The following is a 16,375-nucleotide window of genomic DNA, read 5'->3' as shown; positions in this document are numbered from 1 at the left end:
GAAGAGTTCCCGGCGTCCTTCCGGGCGGGGAAGTCCGCAGGTGAACTCTCGTGGCCCGAGGGGGGGCCCGGTCAACTTCCCGCAGCTCCATGCCGCATCATGGGGTGATCAACATCGGAGCCCCGGGCTCCATTTCGCCCGAGGAGAAACGCACCGCATGACCAGGCGTCATCACGGTTATGCCTTGCTCAGCGCGATCATCGCTCTGATCGCGGGACTGTCGGTCGCCCTCTACGTCGGAGTGGCCTCCGACAACGGCACCGCCCAGCGCACGGTCGCAGGCCCCCGCCCCCACAACTCCGCCGCCCCTGCCTCCACCGGCATCTGGGTCGGCTCCTGGGCGACGTCCCCGGCCGCCGCCGAACCCGGCACCGAGACGGCCGGACTGACCGACCGCTCGGTGCGCAACGTCGTACACGCGAGTGTCGGCGGTACGAGTGCCCGGATCACGCTGTCCAACCTGTACGGCCGGCAGCCGCTGACCATCACCCACGCGACGATCGCGCTGGCCGCCGCCGACGACAGCGCGGCCGCCGCGGCCGACACGATGCGGCGGCTGACGTTCAACGGCACCACCACGGTCGTCATCCCGGCCGGACGGCAAGTGGTGAGCGACGCCGCGCGCCTGACCATCCCGCCCGACAGCGACGTCCTGGTCACCACCTACTCCCCCGCCGAGCCGGGGCCGGTCACCGTCCACGCGCATGCGCGCCAGATCTCCTACGCCGCACAGGGCGACTACGCCGAGGACGTCACCGGCGCCCCCTACACCGAACAGGTCGAGTCCTGGCGGTACCTGACCGCGCTGGACGTCCTCAGCAGGGAGTCCGACGGCACCCTGGTCGCCTTCGGTGACTCCCTCACCGAGGGCCACTCCTCGACCGTGGGCGCCAACCGGCGCTGGACCGACGTCCTCGCCCAGCGGCTGCGCGAGGCGGCCGACGCCGGCCAGGACGTGCCGCGCTACGGCATCGTCAACCAGGGCATCGGCGGCAACCGCATCCTGACCAGCGGCAACGGCCGGCCCGCCGACAACCCCAGCGGGCTCAACCGTTTCTCCCGTGACGTCCTGGGCCGTACGAACGTCAAGGTCGTCGTCATCGACCTCGGCGTCAACGACATCCTGCGCAATCCTCCGGTGACCGACCCCGACCAGATCCTCGAGGGCCTGCGCACCCTGGTCAGCCAGGCGCACGCCAACGGCATCAAGGTCATCGGCGCGACCCTGATGCCGTTCCAGGGCCACCGCGGCTACACCGACGCCCGCGAAGCGATACGGCAGGAGATCAACGCCGAGATCCGCTCGGGGCGGGTCTTCGACGCGGTCGTCGACTTCGACGAAGCGCTGCGGGACCCGTACAACCCGCGCAAGTTCCGCTCCGACTACGACTCGGGCGACCATCTGCACCCCAATGACAAGGGCTATGCGCGGATAGCGGAGGAGTTCGACCTCAAGGACCTGAAGGGCTCGGCCCCGGCGCAGCTGTAGCGCCCCCGTCAGGCCGCAGGCAGTCGTGCCGCTGGGGCGATGGGGGTCCCCCCCGCTCGAGCGAAGCCGAGAGTGGGGGAGGGCGGGCGCTGGGGGTCCCCCCTCTGGGGGAGGCACCCCGTCAGCGCCGGGCTGCGCACCCTACCCCCGCCCAGCCCCCACGCCGGTCACTCCTCCCGGCGCCGCTCCCGCTTCTCCCGCCGCTCCTCATGCAGGTCGCGCACGAAATCCCGATGCCCCTCGACCATCTTGCGATGTGCCTCCGCGACATCCTCGTGGAACGACGCGTGCAGATTCCGCACCGCAGCCTTGCGCTCCAGCTTCTCCCGCCGCCGCTCCTCCTTCAGCCGCCGCCGCTCGGCCCGGGTCAGCTTCCGTTCCACGCCGACCCCGCCCCAGAAGGCGAACCCGGAGACGATCACCCGCGGGGCGCCGGGGTCGCCCGGCACGCCCTCCTCGCGGTGATCGAAGCCGCCCATGATCCCGATGCCGCGCACCACGACCTCGACGCCGGGCGGCACGGTGACGTTCAACCCGCCCATGATCGCGATGCAGTTGATCTCGACCTCGCGGTCGGCGAAGTTCGCCTCGCGCAGATCGATCTCGCCGCCGCCCCAGAAGGCGAAGCAGGTGAACCGCTTCGGCGCGGTCCAGCGCCCCTTGCGCTGAAATCCCGACATCACGGCGACACCCCACGTCGACGTGCCCTCGCCGCCGACGATCCGCTCCGCCCAACTCCCGCTCTCGGCCGGTTCCTTCACCAGCGAGACCGAGGGGGCCGGGGCGCCGCCGGCGACCGGCAGGTCGCGGGTGATCGGCGCCAGCTCGCCGTACGTCCGTGCCTGGTACGTCGCCTCCAGCCGTTCCTCGAACTCCGCCATGTCCAGTCGGCCCTCCGCGAGGGCGTCCCGCAGGACCTCGGCAACCCGCTCACGATCGGCGTCGGAGGCACGCAACTCCGGGGCATCGTCGGTCATGCACAGCAGCGTACGTTTTCCCCGCCCCGGAGACTACGCGCTCAGCGCATCCCCGCCGCCTGCACGGTGCCCTACGCGGTCGCCCGGTCCGCGTACATGCGCGCGATCACCGCCTCGATGTCCGGCTCCCGCACCGACAGGTCCACCAGCGGATACTCCGCGGCGATCCGCGCCACCAGCGGCGCCGCGGACTGTGCCGCCGGGAAGGCCAGCCACTGCCGCGGCCCCTCCACCCGTACCACCCGGGCCGGTGCCGGCGCGTCGATCGGCGGCAGCTCGCACTCCAGGTCCACGACCAGGGTCCGCTCGCTCTCCCCCGCCTCGTGCAGGCCGGCCAGCGGGCCGTCGTACATCAGGCGGCCGTGGTCGATGACCATCACCCGGGAGCAGAGCTGTTCGATGTCCTGGAGGTCGTGCGTGGTCAGCAGCACCGTCGTCCCGCGCTCGGTGTTCAGTTCGCGCAGGAACTCCCGCACCCTGGCCTTGGAGATGACGTCCAGGCCGATCGTCGGCTCGTCGAGGTAGAGCACCTCGGGGTCGTGCAGCAGGGCGGCCGCGATGTCGCCGCGCATCCGCTGGCCGAGGGAGAGTTGCCGTACCGGCACGTCCAACAGGGCGTCCAGCTGCAGCAGTTCCACGCACTGTTCGAGGTTCGCCCGGTAACGGGCTTCCGGGATCCGGTACATGCGGTGCATCAGCTTGTACGAGTCGATCAGCGGCAGGTCCCACCACAGCGTCGTCCGCTGCCCGAACACCACCCCGATGCGGTGCGCGAGCCGCGTCCGCTCACGGGAGGGGTCGATGCCGGCCACCCGCAGCCGCCCGCCGCTCGGGGTCAGGATGCCGGTCAGCATCTTGATCGTGGTCGACTTGCCGGCGCCGTTCGGCCCGATGTAGCCGACCATCTCACCGCGCGCCACCGAGAACGACAGCGAGTCGACGGCCCGCACCTGACGCCGCTCCCACCTGAGGAAACCGGTCTTCTTCCGCATGTCGAAGACCTTCTCGACCCGGTCGAGTTCGATGAAGCCACCAGTCAACGGTCTAACTCCCTGTGCTTCGATACGACTTCAGCCCCGCCCGCCACGCCACCCCCGCGAGCGCACAGCACCCCACCGCCACCAGCGGCGGCGAGAACGCCACCCATGTCGGCAGGTCCAGCGGATACGGCCGCCCCAGCACATAACTCGCGGGCAGCCAGTTGACGAAGGCCAGCGGCAGCACGAACGTCACCCCGCGCACCAGTTCCTTGCCGAACACGGTCGGCGGATACTGGAGCAGCGTCGTACCGCCGTAGGTGAACGCGTTCTGCACCTCGGAGGCGTCCTGCGCCACGAACTGGAAGGCCGCGCCCCCGACGAACACCGCACAGAAGATCACCGCCCCGCTGAGCAGCATCACCGGCATCAGCAGCACCTTCAGCGGCGTCCAGTCGATGTCCACCGTCGCCAGCGCGTAGCCGAGCACCAGCGCCCCCTGGGTGACCCGGCCCAGGCGGCGCAGCCCGAAGCGGTCCGCGGCGACCTGCGCGAGCACCGGCGCCGGCCGCACCAGCAGCGTGTCCAGCGTGCCGTCGCGCACCCGGCGCCCCAGCCGGTCCATCGACCCGATCGCCAGATCGGCCAGCCCGAAAGCGACGCTGGACAGGCCGTACAGGAAAGCGATCTCGGGCAGCGCATAACCGCCGAGCGCCTCCACGCGGGAGAACATCAGCAGGATCGCGACGAAGTCCAGCGACGTCGCCGCGAAGTTGCCGACCGTGGTCATGACGAAGGAGGCCCGGTACGCCATCGTCGAGCGAATCCACATCGCGACGATCAGGCCGTACCCCCGCAGTCCCTCCGCCACCCGACCGCGCTCACCCACCCTGCACCACCACCCGCCGCGTCGCCGCCGACTGCACCAGCCGCCCCGCCGCCAGCAACGCAACCGCCCACACACCCTGGAACGCGAACGTGCCCAGCGGATCTGCCCGCCCCAGCAGCACATCCGCCGGCGCCTGCAGCAGCGACGACCACGGCAGCACCCGTACGATCTCGCCCAGCAGGCCCGGGAAGACGTTCAGTGGCAGCAGCATGCCCGAACAGAAGAACCCCAGCAGCCACGCCATTTGCACCACCCCGGTGCCGTCCATCAGCCAGAACGCGCTCAGCGCCACCAGGTACCGGATCCCGAAACTGACCACCATCCCGAGCAGCACCGCCAGCAGAAAACCCGCCCACGTCACCGGATCCGACGGCAGCGCGACATCGAAGACCAGCGCCCCGAACGCGAACGGCACCACCCCACGCCCCAGCAGCTGGAACAACGCCCGGCCCAGGTCGCCCGCCAGCCACCACAGTTGGAGGTCGGCCGGCCGGTAGAGGTCGATCGCCACATCACCCGTACGGATACGCTCGATCAACTCGTCCTCGAAGCCGCCACCCCCGATCGCGAGCGTCGACAACAGCGCCTGCCCCAGCCACACATAGGTGACGGCCTGCGCCTGGTCGTATCCGCCGAGCTGCGGCCTCTCCTCCCACAGCGCCAGGTACGTGTAGACGAGAATCAGCCCGAAGACGGTGTTGGTGAACACCCCGGCGACCGTGGCCGTCCGGTACGTCGCGTATCGTCGGAAACCTCCCACCGCGACGGCCACGTACAACCGTCCCGCGCCCACACCCACCACCATCCCGACCGCGTCCGGCACCGAAGCGCAGGAGCCTAGTACGCGGCCGATCCCGGCGGCCACGCAATTTCCGGGCAAGACGCGTGCCGGGAACCGGGAACGGAACGCTTGGTGCGAGAGTCTTCAACAGGGGGCGCAGAAGACGTACGAGGGCGTACGGGATCGTACGAGGAGAAATTCGTACCGGAACGTACGAGGAAAATACGAGGAAAACAGGAGTCCGTGCACGACATGAGTCACGAGCCGCAGCCGCAGCAGCCGACCCAGGGCGCGACGGGGGGCGGCAAGCCCAAGCGGCCCAAGCGCACCGGCTGGCGCCGGATCATCCCCACCTGGCGCATGGTGCTCGGCACCTTCGTCCTCGGCGTCCTGCTGGTGATCGGCCTGTTCTTCCTCGGCTACTCACTGGTCAAGATCCCGCCGGCGAACGCCCTCGCCACCAAGCAGAGCAACGTCTACCTCTACGCGGACGGCTCCCAACTCGCCCGGGACGGCGAGGTCAACCGGGAGAACGTCACCCTCGCCCAGATCTCCAAGAACGCCCAGCACGCCGTACTGGCCGCCGAGGACCGCGACTTCTACAGCGAGTCCGCCATCGACCCGAAGGCGATGCTCCGCGCGGCCTGGAACACCGCCACCGGCAAGGGCAAGCAGTCCGGCTCCACGATCACCCAGCAGTACGTCAAGAACTACTACCTCGCCCAGGAACAGACCGTCACCCGCAAGGTGAAGGAGTTCTTCATCTCGATCAAGCTCGATCAGGAGAAGAGCAAGGACGACATCCTGGAGGGCTACCTCAACACCAGCTACTTCGGCCGCAACGCCTACGGCATCCAGGCCGCCGCCCACGCCTACTACGGCATGGACGCCACCGACCTCGACCCCGCCCGCGGCGCCTACCTCGCCGCGCTGCTCAACGCGCCCAGCGAGTACGACGTCGTCGCCCACCCGGAGAACAAGCCCGCCGCCGAGGCCCGTTGGAACTACGTCCTCGACGGCATGGTCAAGGAAGGCCGGCTCAGCCGCTCCGAGCGGGCCGGCCTGAAGTTCCCGATGCCGAAGGAAGCCACCGTCTCCACCGGCATGTCCGGGCAGCGCGGCTACGTCGTCGACGCGATCAAGCAGTACCTCGCCGAGAACAAGATCGTCGACCCGGACGAGCTCGAGAGAGGCGGCTACCGCATCACCACCACCCTCGAGAAGCCCCGGCAGGACGCCTTCGTCGACGCCGTGAACGACCAGCTGGTGTCCAAGCTCGACCCGAAGAACCGCAAGGTCGACACCTACGTCCGCGCGGGCGGCGCCGCCGTCGACCCCAAGACCGGCAAGGTCGTCGCCATGTACGGCGGCATCGACTTCGTCAAGCAGTACACCAACGGCGCCACCCGCCGGGACTTCCAGGTCGGCTCCACCTTCAAGCCGTTCGTGTTCACCTCGGCCGTCGAGAACGACTCCACCACCCAGGGCGGCACACCGATCACCCCCAACACCCACTACGACGGCACCAACAAGCGCCCCGTCCAGGGCTGGAACAGCGCCTACGCCCCCGAGAACGAGGACCAGAAGTCGTACGGCGACATCACCGTCCGCGAGGCCACCGACAAGTCCGTCAACGCGGTGTACGCACAGATGGCCGTCGACGTCGGCCCCGACAAGGTCGAACAGACCGCGATCGACCTCGGCCTGCCGACCGCCACCCCGGACATGGACCCGTACCCGTCGATCGCCCTCGGCGTGGCCACCGCCAGCGTCCTCGACATGGCCGAGGCCTACGCCACCCTCGCCAACCACGGCGAGCACGGCACGTACACCATGATCGAGAAGATCACCAAGGACGGCACCGAGGTGATCGAACTGCCCGCACGACAGACCCACCAGGCCGTCAGCCGCGAAGCCGCCGACACCACGACATCGGTCCTGCAGAGCGTCGTCGAGAACGGCACCGCCACCGCCGCCCAGGCCGCCGGCCGCCCCGCCGCGGGCAAGACCGGCACCGCCGAGGAGGACACCGCCGCCTGGTTCGCCGGCTACACCCCCGACCTCGCCACCGTCGTCGCCGTCATGGGCCAGGACCCCGTCACGGCCGACCACATGCCGCTCTACGGCGCCATGGGCCTGGACCGCGTCAACGGCGGCGGCGCACCCGCCGACATCTGGGCCCAGTTCACCAAGGACGCCCTCGAAGGCACCCCGCCCACCGACTTCAACCTCCAGCTCCAGGACGGCGCCGAGGAATGGGACCTGCCCGAGATCCCGCCCTCCCAGAACCCCGGCACCAACGCCCCCACCGACGGCGCCACACCGAGCGACGACGCCGACCAGGAGAGCCCGGACGAGACGCCGGGCGACACGACCACCGACGGCGGCACCACCGGCGACGGCGGCACGACGACCGGCGGCACCCCCACGGACGGGACGACCGGCGGCACCACGACGGGCGGCACACCCACGGACGGGGGCACGACAACCGACGGCGGGACCACCACAGGCGGCGGGACCACAACCGGCGGTGACCCGACCACAAGCGGCGGCACCACCGGAGGCGGCACCGGAGGCACCACCGGCGGCGGAACGACCACGGGCACCACGAACTCGGCTCCGCAGTACACGCTCAGACTGTGAACCGCACGGCTCAGTGCCCCGAGGTCGCCTTCAGCCCCACCACGGCCACCAGCAACAGACAGACGAAGAAGATCCGGGCGGCGGTCGCCGGCTCCCCCAGCACCACCATGCCGACCACCGCCGACCCGGCGGCCCCGATCCCCACCCAGACGCCATAGGCCGTACCGATGGGCAGGGACCTCGCCGCGTACGACAGCAGCAGCATGCTGGCGACGATGCCGGCACCGGTGAACAGGCTCGGAACGAGCCGCGTGAAACCGTCGGTGTACTTCATCCCGACCGACCAGCCGACTTCGAGCACGCCGGCGACGATCAGCAGAACCCAGGCCATGACAGGCACCTCCGAGAGACAGACAGGACGGACGGGGGTGCGTCGTCTTTGCCTTCGTCCCGGTACGGCGCGTCTCGTCGGGCTCCTACGAATGTAGCAAGGAGGGCGACAAAAAGGGCCGGTGACGATGGTCACCAGCCCCTTCTCGTCCCTGATCTACAGGCACAGCCCTGATCTACAGGTACAGCCCGGTCGAATCCTCCGACCCCTCGAACCGGTCCGCCGCCACGGCATGCAGGTCCCGCTCGCGCATCAGCACATACGCGATACCCCGCACCTCCACCTCGGCGCGGTCCTCCGGGTCGTACAGCACCCGGTCACCCGGCTCGACGGTCCGTACGTTCTGCCCCACCGCGACAACCTCCGCCCACGCCAGCCGACGGCCCACGGCCGCCGTGGCGGGAATCAGGATGCCGCCACCGGAACGCCGCTCGCCCTCGCTGGTGTCCTGCCGCACGAGCACACGGTCGTGCAGCATCCGGATGGGCAGTTTGTCGGGATGGGTGCTGTGGTCGTTTCTGTTGGAGCTCACGCCTTTGAACCTACCCGCCATCGAAGCGTTCGTCCGCAGGAGGGTCAGCGGTTCCGCCGCCGGGTACCCAGCACGAGCAGCCCCACGACCCCGACGGCCACGAGCGCGACAGGCAGCACACGCTTCATCCGAGGCGCGCCCTCCTCATCGACGAACTGCCCCTTCACATCACTCACCACCCGATTGACCTGCACGTATGCCCGCCCGAGGGTGTGATCGACATTCGACACGACCTTGGCCTTGGCGTCCCCGACGATCGTCTTCGGATGCACCCGCACCCCGATCTCGTCGAGCGTCTCGGCCAGCACTTCGCGGCGGCGCCTGATGTCCGCCTCGATCTGCGCCGGGGTTCTGGTGTCCGACGTGTCCGCCACCGTACGGCCTCCGAAGTCAGCTGATGCTTGTTCCGGACAGTCTGTCAGTTCTTCGGGCGACCGCACCGTCAGGACCCCCGGTTACGCTAGCCCGATGAGTGAGCGACTCCAGCCCGGGGACGTGGCCCCCGCCTTCACCCTCCCCGACGCCGACGGCAACGAGGTCTCCCTGTCGGACCACAAGGGCCGCAAGGTCATCGTCTACTTCTACCCGGCCGCCCTGACCCCCGGCTGCACGAAGCAGGCCTGCGACTTCACCGACAACCTCGACGTCCTGGCCACCGCCGGCTACGACGTCATCGGCATCTCGCCGGACAAGCCCGAGAAGCTGGCGAAGTTCCGCGAGAAGGAATCCCTGAAGGTCACCCTGGCCGGCGACCCGGACAAGACCGTCATCGAGGCCTACGGCGCCTACGGCGAGAAGAAGAACTACGGCAAGACGTACATGGGCGTCATCCGCTCCACGATCGTCGTCGACGAGGAGGGCAAGGTCGAGCGGGCGCTGTACAACGTGCGGGCGACGGGGCACGTGGCCAAGATCATCAAGGACCTGGGCATCTGAGCGCAGGCTCCGCCCGACGCGAGCGGCCCGTACCGGGGTGACCCGGCACGGGCCGCTTTGCATGTCGGGCGTGACTGTCCGATAAGCGGTTCGTTACTCCGTGTGGACCACGAACGTGCGGTCGGAACGGAGGGGGCTCGATGGGGGCCAGTGCGTACACCAAGGAGCGGCTGGAGGAGGCGGCTCGGGGGGCGCGGACGTTGTCGGAGGCGTTGGGGAGGTTGGGGGTGGATCCGGGGAGTTCTACGCGGCGGTACGTCCTTGAGCGAATGAAGAAGCTGGGGGTGGATGTCTCGCACTTCGAGCGGGAGGGCGTGAAGTGGGCGAGGGAGATCCTTGAGGGTGCGGTAGCGGCCTCCACCAACATGTGCGAGGTACTGCGCTACCTCGGGCTCGAGGTCGTCGGTGGGCACCACACCCACATCAGCCGCCGGATCAAGGCGTACGGCATCGACACCTCGCACTTCCAGATGCCGACCCGGCGCGGCAAACCCTGGCGGCCACGAACGCCGGAGGGCCTGCTCGTCGAGCAGCCAACTGCGCACGCCCGGCGCATCCCGAGTGACCGCCTCAAGTGGGCGATGACGTCCATGGGGGTGCCGGAACGGTGCGCCCTCTGCGGAAACGAGGCGGTATGGCTGGGGCAACCATTGTCGCTCGAGGTCGACCATGTCGACGGGAGCTGGTGGGACAACCGCATCACGAACCTTCGCTTCCTCTGCCCCAACTGCCATTCCACGACCGACAATTACCGAGGGCGCGGCAAAGGGCGGACCAGGGGCGGCACCGCATGAGCAGTGGCGTTCAGTACACCCGCGAACAGCTGACACAAGCGGCCACGCAGTGCTCCAGCCTCGAAGAAGTCATCGCCTTCTTCGGGACGCGTCCCTACGCGAAGCTCGACCGCTACCTGGTGAAGCGCTTCGCTCACTTCGGCATCGACATCTCACACTTCAGCCGCCCGGGCAGAGTCCCCCGGCCTACGCCCGAGGAACTGCGTGCGGCGGTCGCCGAGTCGGTCTCCATCGCAGGTACGCTGCGCCGTCTGAGACGTCCGGACAGCGGCACACAGCGCGCGCTGTTGCGTCAGTGGATCGCTGAAGAACGCCTGTCGACGGCGCACTTCCTGGGACAGGCGCATCAGCGGGGTAAGTCGGGCTTCGTCCCTGCCAAGCGACCAGAGGAGATTCTGGTCCAGCACGACGGCAAGCGCCGGACAAAGACCTACCTGCGACGTCGCGCTCTCTGCGAAATCGGCGTACCCGAGGAGTGCGCCCAGTGCGGCGTCGGTCCCGAGTGGCTCGGCAAGCCGATGACGTTGGAGGTCGATCACATAAACGGGCACTGGAGCGACGACCGGCGGGAGAACCTCCGGTTGCTGTGCCCGAACTGCCACGCGATCACCAACACCTGGTGTCGAGGCGGTGGCCGAGGCCGACGTAGTCAAGCGCCACACGACCGGTAGCATGGCGGCAACGCGGCCGTGGCGAAATCAGGTAGCACGCGAGGGTTTTAGGTGCCCTTGGGCGAAAGCCCGTGTGGGTTCGAATCCCACCGGCCGCACGCCAAAAGAGGGGCCGTCCAGCCGGACGGCCCCTCCTCCGTTCCTCAGCCCAACAACTCCCGAACCACCGGCACCAACGCCCGGAACGCCTTCCCCCGATGGCTGATCGCGTTCTTCTCCTCGGGGGACAGCTCCGCGCACGTCCGCGTCTCGCCCTCCGGCTGGAGGATCGGGTCGTAGCCGAAGCCGCCGGTGCCCGCGGGCGCATGCCGCAGTACGCCCCTCAGCTGGCCCTCAACCACCCGCTCCCGCCCGTCCGGCAACGCCAGCGCCGCCGCGCACGCAAAGTGGGCCCCCCGATGCTCGTCGGCGATGTCCGCGAGCTGGGCCAGCAGCAGCTCCAGGTTGGCCTTGTCGTCGCCATGCTTGCCCGCCCAGCGGGCCGAGAAGATGCCCGGCGCGCCGTTGAGGACGTCGACGCAGAGGCCGGAGTCGTCGGCGACGGCGGGGAGGCCGGTGGCCTGGGCCAGGGCGTGGGCCTTGAGGAGGGCGTTTTCGGCGAAGGTGACGCCTGTTTCCTTGACGTCGGGGATGTCGGGGTAGGCGTCCGCGCCGACGAGGTCGTGTGGGAGACCTGCGTCGGCGAGGATCGCCTTCAGCTCGGTGATCTTTCCGGCGTTGCGGGTGGCGAGGATCAGGCGGGTCATGCCGTCCAGTATCCCGGCTCCCCCGCCGCGCCCGTTACGGCGTGCAGACCTTGGTCAGTTCGCCGGCCGCGTCCGTGACCGGGCTGATGTCGGGGGTCTCGTCGCCGTTCTCGATGGCGGTGCGGACGTTGGTGACAGCCTTCTCGAGGTCGTCGACCGCCTTGTTGACGTCGGCGTTGTCGGTCTTGTCGCCGATCTCGCCGAGGTTCTGCTCGATGGAGTCGAGGGATTCGTCGAGCTGGGTCGGGTCGTTCGCCGCGTTGTCCACGGCCTGCTGGAGGTCGGTGACGCTGTCGGCGATCGCATCGGCGGTGTTGACGCAATCGAGCGCCTTGTTCACGGCGTCGCAGCCGGTGGTCAGTCCGGCGGTCAGCGCCACCGCCGCCAGGGTGGCGGCGACGGCGGTACGGCGTCGGCGGCGGCTCGCGGCCATGGAACGGTCCCTCCCTTGGTTGGGCCCGACGGGCCCGGTCAGTTGGCCGGGCGCACAGGGATGAGCCGTGCGCCCGTATCTCTTCAGACGCGGTGGTGGTCGGCGCGGTTGCCCGCTCCGACCACGTGTCTTGGTCCGCCCTTTACTTTTCGACGGGGGTTTCGAGCGCGGCACGCTGCAGTGCTGCCAGTTCGGTGCAGCCGGCGACGGCGAGGTCGAGCAGGGCGCCCAGTTCGTCGCGGGCGAAGGGTTCGGCTTCGGCGGTGCCCTGGACTTCGACGAAGCGTCCGTCTCCGGTGCAGACGACGTTCATGTCGGTCTCGGCGCGGACGTCTTCCTCATAGCAGAGGTCGAGCAGCGGGATGCCGCCGACGATGCCGACGGAGACGGCGGAGACGGTGCCGGTGAGCGGGTTGCGGCCGGGCTTGACGAGCTTCTTCTTCTGCGCCCAGGACACGGCGTCGGCGAGGGCGACGTAGGCGCCGGTGATGGCGGCGGTGCGGGTGCCGCCGTCGGCCTGGAGTACGTCGCAGTCGAGGACGATGGTGTTCTCGCCGAGGGCCTTGTAGTCGATGACGGCGCGCAGGGAGCGGCCGATGAGGCGGGAGATCTCGTGTGTACGGCCGCCGATCTTGCCCTTGACGGATTCGCGGTCGCCGCGGGTGTTGGTGGAGCGGGGCAGCATGGCGTATTCGGCGGTGACCCAGCCTTCGCCGCTGCCCTTGCGCCAGCGCGGGACGCCTTCGGTGACGGAGGCGGTGCAGAAGACCTTGGTGTCGCCGAAGGAGACGAGGACGGAGCCTTCGGCGTGCTTGCTCCAGCCGCGTTCGATGGTGATCGGGCGGAGTTGTTCGGGGGTGCGGCCGTCGATTCGAGACATGAGGTGAGCCTAGCTCGCTACGGCCGAGGGGCCCCTTCCGGTGTGGAAAGGGGCCCCTGAGGGTGAGCGGGTGCTCACATCATGTCTTCGATGTCCGCGGCGACGGGGTCGGCGTCGGTGCCGATGACGACCTGGATGGCGGTGCCCATCTTGACGACGCCGTGGGCGCCGGCGCCCTTGAGCGCGGCGTCGTCGACCAGCGAGGCGTCGGCCACCTCGACGCGCAGCCGTGTGATGCAGCCCTCGACCTCTTCGATGTTGTCGATGCCGCCGAGCCCGGCAACGATCTTCTCAGCCTTGCTGGCCATGTGTTTCTCCCTGATCCGGCCTGGTCCGAAGCGCTATGTCGCAGTAATCCACAGTCGGCCCAGCTTCGCGAGCGGTCATGGCGTGCGTACCGAATGATGGCGTCACGACAGCGGAACCTTCCGCCAACTGGTCTACACCAGCTGGGGGGTGGTCGCCAAACCCGGCCCTTCCGGGAGGAGCCCGATGAGTGCCGACAGCGCTGCCAGTCCCGCCCGTGCGCGCTGGAACAGCCTGTTCCAGGGCTTGCAGAAGATGGGCCGCAGTCTTCAGCTCCCGATCGCGGTGCTGCCGGCCGCGGGCATCCTGAACCGGCTGGGGCAGCCGGATGTGTTCGGCGACGAGGGGCTGGGCCGGACCGATGTCTCGAGGGTGATGGCGGGCGCGGGCGGTGCGCTCCTGGACGGTTCGCTGGGGTTGCCGCTGCTGTTCTGTGTGGGTGTGGCCATCGGCATGGCGAAGAAGGCGGACGGGTCGACGGCGCTCGCGGCGGTTGCCGGGTTTCTCGTCTACTTCAATGTGCTGCGCCAGTTTCCGGAGGACTGTCCGGAGGGTTCGCGGGCGGTGGACACCGGCTGCCAGGTGGCGGACGGGACGGTGACCGAGTTCACCTACCCGAATCCGGGGGTGTTCGGCGGCATTGTCATGGGGCTGCTGGCGGCTTTCTTCTGGGCGCGTTTCCACCGTACGAAGCTGGTGGACTGGCTCGGCTTCTTCAACGGGCGTCGGCTGGTGCCGATCATCATGGCGTTCGTGGCGATCGCGTTCGCGGTGCTGTGCCTGTGGATCTGGCCGCCCATCGGTGACGCGCTGGAGAGCTTCAGCGACTGGATGAGCGATCTGGGCGCCCGGGGCGCGGGTGTCTTCGGCGTCGCCAACCGCGCGCTGCTGGTGATCGGCCTGCACCAGTTCCTGAACGTGCCCATCTGGTTCCAGTTCGGCACGTACACCAAGCCCGACGGCACGGTGGTGCACGGCGACATCAACATGTTCCTGAACGGCGACCCGGACGCGGGTCAGTTCACGTCGGGGTTCTTCCCGATCATGATGTTCGCGCTGCCGGCCGCCGCGCTGGCGATGACGCACTGCGCGCGGCCGAGCCGCCGCAAGGAGGTCGGCGGGCTGATGCTGTCCACCGCCCTGACGTCGTTCGTCACGGGCATCACCGAGCCGATCGAGTACTCGTTCCTCTTCATCGCACCGGCGCTCTATGCGGTCCACGCGCTGCTGACGGGTGTGTCGATGGCGGTGACGTGGGGGCTCGGGGTGCATGACGGGTTCAGCTTCTCGGCCGGTCTGATCGACTACGTCATCAACTGGAATCTGGCGACGAGACCTTGGGCGATCATCCCGATCGGGTTGTGTTTCGCCGCCGTCTATTACGTCGTCTTCCGCTTCGCGATCACCAGGTTCGATCTGAAGACGCCGGGGCGGGAGGCGGAGGAGGAAGTGGAGGACGTCACGAAGGGGTAAGCAACCGAACGGGCGCGGGAATCGCGGGTTCCTTATCTCGCCTTCATCGTGCTACAACAGGTCTACACCACTGAGTGGTGTAGACCCTTGCGGTGCTGCCGCGTGGCATCGCCGGACGCCGCCGTCCCCTTCTCATTGTCCCTGGGCGGCGCCATGCCCACTGGAGGAAGTTGTGACCACGGCCAGCGCCGCTCCCGCGGCCGACAAGAGGAAGGGCTCCGGCGTGATGGCTGTCATGCAGCGCATCGGCCGCAGCCTGATGCTGCCGGTGGCGGTTCTGCCCGCGGCCGCTCTCCTGGTCCGCCTCGGCAACACCGACATGCTGGGGCGCGAGTCGTTCCCGGCGTTCATCACCAAGATCGCCGGTTTTATGGCGGCCGGTGGCAACGCGATCCTCGACAACATGGCGCTGCTGTTCGCCGTGGGCATCGCGATCGGCTTCGCCAAGAAGTCGGACGGCTCGACCGCGCTCGCGGCCGTCGTCGGCTACCTGGTTTTCAAGAACGTCCTCGCCACGTTCACCGACAAGAACCTGCCGCAGGTCGCGGAGGTCGTCGACGGCAAGGTCGTGATGGTCGACGCGCCGGTGGACGCCAAGGTCCTCGGCGGTGTGGTGATGGGCATCGTCGTGGCCCTGCTCTACCAGCGCTTCTACCGCACCAAGCTGCCGGACTGGGCGGGCTTCTTCGGCGGCCGTCGTCTCGTGCCGATCCTGGCGGCGTTCGCGGGCCTGGTCATCGGCATCGTCTTCGGCTACATCTGGCCGGTCCTCGGCACAGGTCTGCACAACTTCGGTGAGTGGCTGGTCGGTTCGGGCGCCGCGGGGGCCGGCATCTTCGGCGTCGCCAACCGTGCGCTGATCCCGATCGGCATGCACCACCTGCTGAACTCGTTCCCGTGGTTCCAGGCGGGCGACTACGAGGGCAAGAGCGGTGACATCGCCCGCTTCCTGGCCGGTGACCCGACGGCGGGCCAGTTCATGACCGGCTTCTTCCCGATCATGATGTTCGCGCTGCCGGCCGCCTGCCTGGCGATCGTGCACTGCGCCCGCCCGGAGCGCCGCAAGGTCGTCGGCGGCATGATGCTGTCCCTCGCGCTCACGTCGTTCGTCACGGGCGTCACCGAGCCGATCGAGTTCACGTTCATGTTCATCGCGCCGGTCCTGTACGCGATCCACGCGGTCCTCACGGGTGTGTCGATGGCGCTGACCTGGGCGCTCGGCATGAAGGACGGCTTCGGCTTCTCGGCCGGCGCGGTCGACTTCTTCCTGAACCTGGGCATCGCGACCAACCCGTGGGGCCTGGCTCTGGTCGGCCTGTGCTTCGCGGCGGTCTACTACGTCGTCTTCCGCTTCGCGATCACCAAGTTCAACCTGCCGACGCCGGGCCGCGAGTCCGACGAGGAACTGGCGGAACTGCAGAAGGCGGAGGCCAAGTAGCCGCTTCCACAACCTCCCCAGCACACGCGAAGGCTCCCGGAACGCGGCGTTCCGGGAGCCTTCGCGTGTGCGTGCGGGC

The 16,375-nt window shown here is 68.8% G+C and carries 18 protein-coding genes, 1 tRNA gene and 1 riboswitch; of the genes, 8 read left to right on the top strand and 11 right to left on the bottom strand.

Annotated features, from left to right (window positions below; translation table 11 throughout):
* Window positions 1-157 precede the first annotated feature (157 nt).
* Window positions 158-1,489, top strand: coding sequence for an SGNH/GDSL hydrolase family protein (locus tag ACKTSN_RS29450; RefSeq protein WP_409471864.1), 1,332 nt, complete (start codon window positions 158-160; stop codon window positions 1,487-1,489).
* Between the two features lie 167 nt (window positions 1,490-1,656).
* Here ACKTSN_RS29450 and ACKTSN_RS29445 read toward each other — a convergent pair whose 3' ends face one another.
* The 4 genes from ACKTSN_RS29445 to ACKTSN_RS29430 form a co-directional block, all read right to left on the bottom strand.
* Complete coding sequence (locus ACKTSN_RS29445) at window positions 1,657-2,466, bottom strand: DUF1707 SHOCT-like domain-containing protein (protein WP_409471863.1); 810 nt, start codon at window positions 2,464-2,466, stop codon at window positions 1,657-1,659.
* A gap of 71 nt (window positions 2,467-2,537) precedes the next feature.
* Complete coding sequence (locus ACKTSN_RS29440) at window positions 2,538-3,458, bottom strand: ABC transporter ATP-binding protein (protein WP_409474955.1); 921 nt, start codon at window positions 3,456-3,458, stop codon at window positions 2,538-2,540.
* Between the two features lie 52 nt (window positions 3,459-3,510).
* Window positions 3,511-4,275 (bottom strand): ABC transporter permease, encoded by a 765-nt coding sequence (locus ACKTSN_RS29435; RefSeq protein ID WP_409474954.1) that lies wholly within the window; start codon window positions 4,273-4,275, stop codon window positions 3,511-3,513.
* Between the two features lie 49 nt (window positions 4,276-4,324).
* Window positions 4,325-5,137: an ABC transporter permease gene (locus tag ACKTSN_RS29430; RefSeq protein WP_409474953.1), complete on the bottom strand. Its 813-nt coding sequence runs from the start codon at window positions 5,135-5,137 to the stop codon at window positions 4,325-4,327.
* Window positions 5,138-5,365: 228 nt separating this feature from the next.
* On the opposite strand from ACKTSN_RS29430, the gene ACKTSN_RS29425 reads away from it, so the two are divergent.
* Window positions 5,366-7,756 carry a transglycosylase domain-containing protein gene (locus ACKTSN_RS29425; protein ID WP_409471862.1) on the top strand — a complete coding sequence of 797 codons (2,391 nt, stop codon included), beginning with the start codon at window positions 5,366-5,368 and terminating at the stop codon, window positions 7,754-7,756.
* Window positions 7,757-7,766: 10 nt separating this feature from the next.
* Here the strand turns inward: ACKTSN_RS29425 and ACKTSN_RS29420 are convergent, their stop codons facing one another.
* The 3 genes from ACKTSN_RS29420 to ACKTSN_RS29410 all read right to left on the bottom strand — a co-directional run bounded on the left by ACKTSN_RS29420 (window position 7,767) and on the right by ACKTSN_RS29410 (window position 8,993).
* Window positions 7,767-8,087, bottom strand: coding sequence for a DMT family transporter (locus tag ACKTSN_RS29420; protein WP_129799717.1), 321 nt, complete (start codon window positions 8,085-8,087; stop codon window positions 7,767-7,769).
* A gap of 36 nt (window positions 8,088-8,123) precedes the next feature.
* Window positions 8,124-8,190: riboswitch (guanidine-III (ykkC-III) riboswitch) on the bottom strand.
* A 72-nt stretch (window positions 8,191-8,262) separates the two neighbouring features.
* Window positions 8,263-8,619, bottom strand: a complete 357-nt coding sequence (locus tag ACKTSN_RS29415; protein WP_129799718.1) for a GroES family chaperonin — start codon at window positions 8,617-8,619, stop codon at window positions 8,263-8,265.
* A 44-nt stretch (window positions 8,620-8,663) separates the two neighbouring features.
* Window positions 8,664-8,993 (bottom strand): DUF3618 domain-containing protein, encoded by a 330-nt coding sequence (locus ACKTSN_RS29410; protein ID WP_409471861.1) that lies wholly within the window; start codon window positions 8,991-8,993, stop codon window positions 8,664-8,666.
* 94 nt (window positions 8,994-9,087) lie between these two features.
* On the opposite strand from ACKTSN_RS29410, the gene bcp reads away from it, so the two are divergent.
* From bcp to ACKTSN_RS29390, 4 genes are all read left to right on the top strand, one after another.
* Window positions 9,088-9,555, top strand: a complete 468-nt coding sequence (gene bcp, locus ACKTSN_RS29405; RefSeq protein ID WP_409471860.1) for a thioredoxin-dependent thiol peroxidase — start codon at window positions 9,088-9,090, stop codon at window positions 9,553-9,555.
* A 140-nt stretch (window positions 9,556-9,695) separates the two neighbouring features.
* Window positions 9,696-10,349, top strand: a complete 654-nt coding sequence (locus ACKTSN_RS29400; RefSeq protein WP_409471859.1) for an HNH endonuclease — start codon at window positions 9,696-9,698, stop codon at window positions 10,347-10,349.
* On the top strand, window positions 10,346-11,020 hold the full coding sequence (locus tag ACKTSN_RS29395) for an HNH endonuclease (protein WP_409471858.1): 675 nt from the start codon (window positions 10,346-10,348) through the stop codon (window positions 11,018-11,020). The genes ACKTSN_RS29400 and ACKTSN_RS29395 overlap by 4 nt, the downstream gene beginning before the upstream one ends.
* 12 nt (window positions 11,021-11,032) lie before the next feature.
* Window positions 11,033-11,118, top strand: a tRNA-Leu gene (locus ACKTSN_RS29390).
* 45 nt (window positions 11,119-11,163) lie between these two features.
* Here ACKTSN_RS29390 and rdgB read toward each other — a convergent pair.
* The 4 genes from rdgB to ACKTSN_RS29370 all read right to left on the bottom strand — a co-directional run bounded on the left by rdgB (window position 11,164) and on the right by ACKTSN_RS29370 (window position 13,387).
* Window positions 11,164-11,766, bottom strand: a complete 603-nt coding sequence (rdgB, locus tag ACKTSN_RS29385; protein ID WP_409471857.1) for an RdgB/HAM1 family non-canonical purine NTP pyrophosphatase — start codon at window positions 11,764-11,766, stop codon at window positions 11,164-11,166.
* A 34-nt stretch (window positions 11,767-11,800) separates the two neighbouring features.
* Complete coding sequence (locus ACKTSN_RS29380) at window positions 11,801-12,199, bottom strand: hypothetical protein (RefSeq protein ID WP_409471856.1); 399 nt, start codon at window positions 12,197-12,199, stop codon at window positions 11,801-11,803.
* Window positions 12,200-12,341: 142 nt separating this feature from the next.
* On the bottom strand, window positions 12,342-13,079 hold the full coding sequence (rph, locus tag ACKTSN_RS29375; protein WP_409471855.1) for a ribonuclease PH: 738 nt from the start codon (window positions 13,077-13,079) through the stop codon (window positions 12,342-12,344).
* A gap of 74 nt (window positions 13,080-13,153) precedes the next feature.
* Entirely contained in the window at window positions 13,154-13,387 is a 234-nt protein-coding gene (locus ACKTSN_RS29370) for a glucose PTS transporter subunit EIIB (protein ID WP_129799725.1), read from the bottom strand.
* A 184-nt stretch (window positions 13,388-13,571) separates the two neighbouring features.
* Here ACKTSN_RS29370 and ACKTSN_RS29365 point away from each other — a divergent pair, with 184 nt between their 5' ends.
* Together ACKTSN_RS29365 and ACKTSN_RS29360 are read left to right on the top strand one after the other, a co-directional pair.
* A complete protein-coding gene (locus ACKTSN_RS29365) occupies window positions 13,572-14,858 on the top strand; it encodes a PTS transporter subunit EIIC (protein ID WP_409471854.1) in 1,287 nt (428 codons plus the stop codon).
* Between the two features lie 172 nt (window positions 14,859-15,030).
* Window positions 15,031-16,296, top strand: coding sequence for a PTS transporter subunit EIIC (locus tag ACKTSN_RS29360; protein ID WP_409471853.1), 1,266 nt, complete (start codon window positions 15,031-15,033; stop codon window positions 16,294-16,296).
* Window positions 16,297-16,375: the final 79 nt, after the last annotated feature.

Origin of the sequence: Streptomyces flavusporus (assembly GCF_046267975.1) — a bacterium.
GTDB lineage: Bacteria > Actinomycetota > Actinomycetes > Streptomycetales > Streptomycetaceae > Streptomyces > Streptomyces flavusporus.
This window is presented reverse-complemented; position numbering and strand designations above follow the sequence as displayed.

Coding starts and splice junctions, on each gene's coding strand:
- ACKTSN_RS29425 (WP_409471862.1), top strand. CDS start 5,366: ATGAGTCACGAGCCGCAGCCGCAGCAGCCGACCCAGGGCGCGACGGGG.
- ACKTSN_RS29450 (WP_409471864.1), top strand. CDS start 158: ATGACCAGGCGTCATCACGGTTATGCCTTGCTCAGCGCGATCATCGCT.
- ACKTSN_RS29370 (WP_129799725.1), bottom strand. CDS start 13,387: ATGGCCAGCAAGGCTGAGAAGATCGTTGCCGGGCTCGGCGGCATCGAC.
- ACKTSN_RS29365 (WP_409471854.1), top strand. CDS start 13,572: ATGAGTGCCGACAGCGCTGCCAGTCCCGCCCGTGCGCGCTGGAACAGC.
- ACKTSN_RS29380 (WP_409471856.1), bottom strand. CDS start 12,199: ATGGCCGCGAGCCGCCGCCGACGCCGTACCGCCGTCGCCGCCACCCTG.
- ACKTSN_RS29435 (WP_409474954.1), bottom strand. CDS start 4,275: ATGTGGATTCGCTCGACGATGGCGTACCGGGCCTCCTTCGTCATGACC.
- ACKTSN_RS29430 (WP_409474953.1), bottom strand. CDS start 5,137: ATGGTGGTGGGTGTGGGCGCGGGACGGTTGTACGTGGCCGTCGCGGTG.
- ACKTSN_RS29395 (WP_409471858.1), top strand. CDS start 10,346: ATGAGCAGTGGCGTTCAGTACACCCGCGAACAGCTGACACAAGCGGCC.
- rph (WP_409471855.1), bottom strand. CDS start 13,079: ATGTCTCGAATCGACGGCCGCACCCCCGAACAACTCCGCCCGATCACC.
- ACKTSN_RS29440 (WP_409474955.1), bottom strand. CDS start 3,458: ATGCGGAAGAAGACCGGTTTCCTCAGGTGGGAGCGGCGTCAGGTGCGG.
- bcp (WP_409471860.1), top strand. CDS start 9,088: ATGAGTGAGCGACTCCAGCCCGGGGACGTGGCCCCCGCCTTCACCCTC.
- ACKTSN_RS29400 (WP_409471859.1), top strand. CDS start 9,696: ATGGGGGCCAGTGCGTACACCAAGGAGCGGCTGGAGGAGGCGGCTCGG.
- ACKTSN_RS29420 (WP_129799717.1), bottom strand. CDS start 8,087: ATGGCCTGGGTTCTGCTGATCGTCGCCGGCGTGCTCGAAGTCGGCTGG.
- ACKTSN_RS29445 (WP_409471863.1), bottom strand. CDS start 2,466: ATGACCGACGATGCCCCGGAGTTGCGTGCCTCCGACGCCGATCGTGAG.
- rdgB (WP_409471857.1), bottom strand. CDS start 11,766: ATGACCCGCCTGATCCTCGCCACCCGCAACGCCGGAAAGATCACCGAG.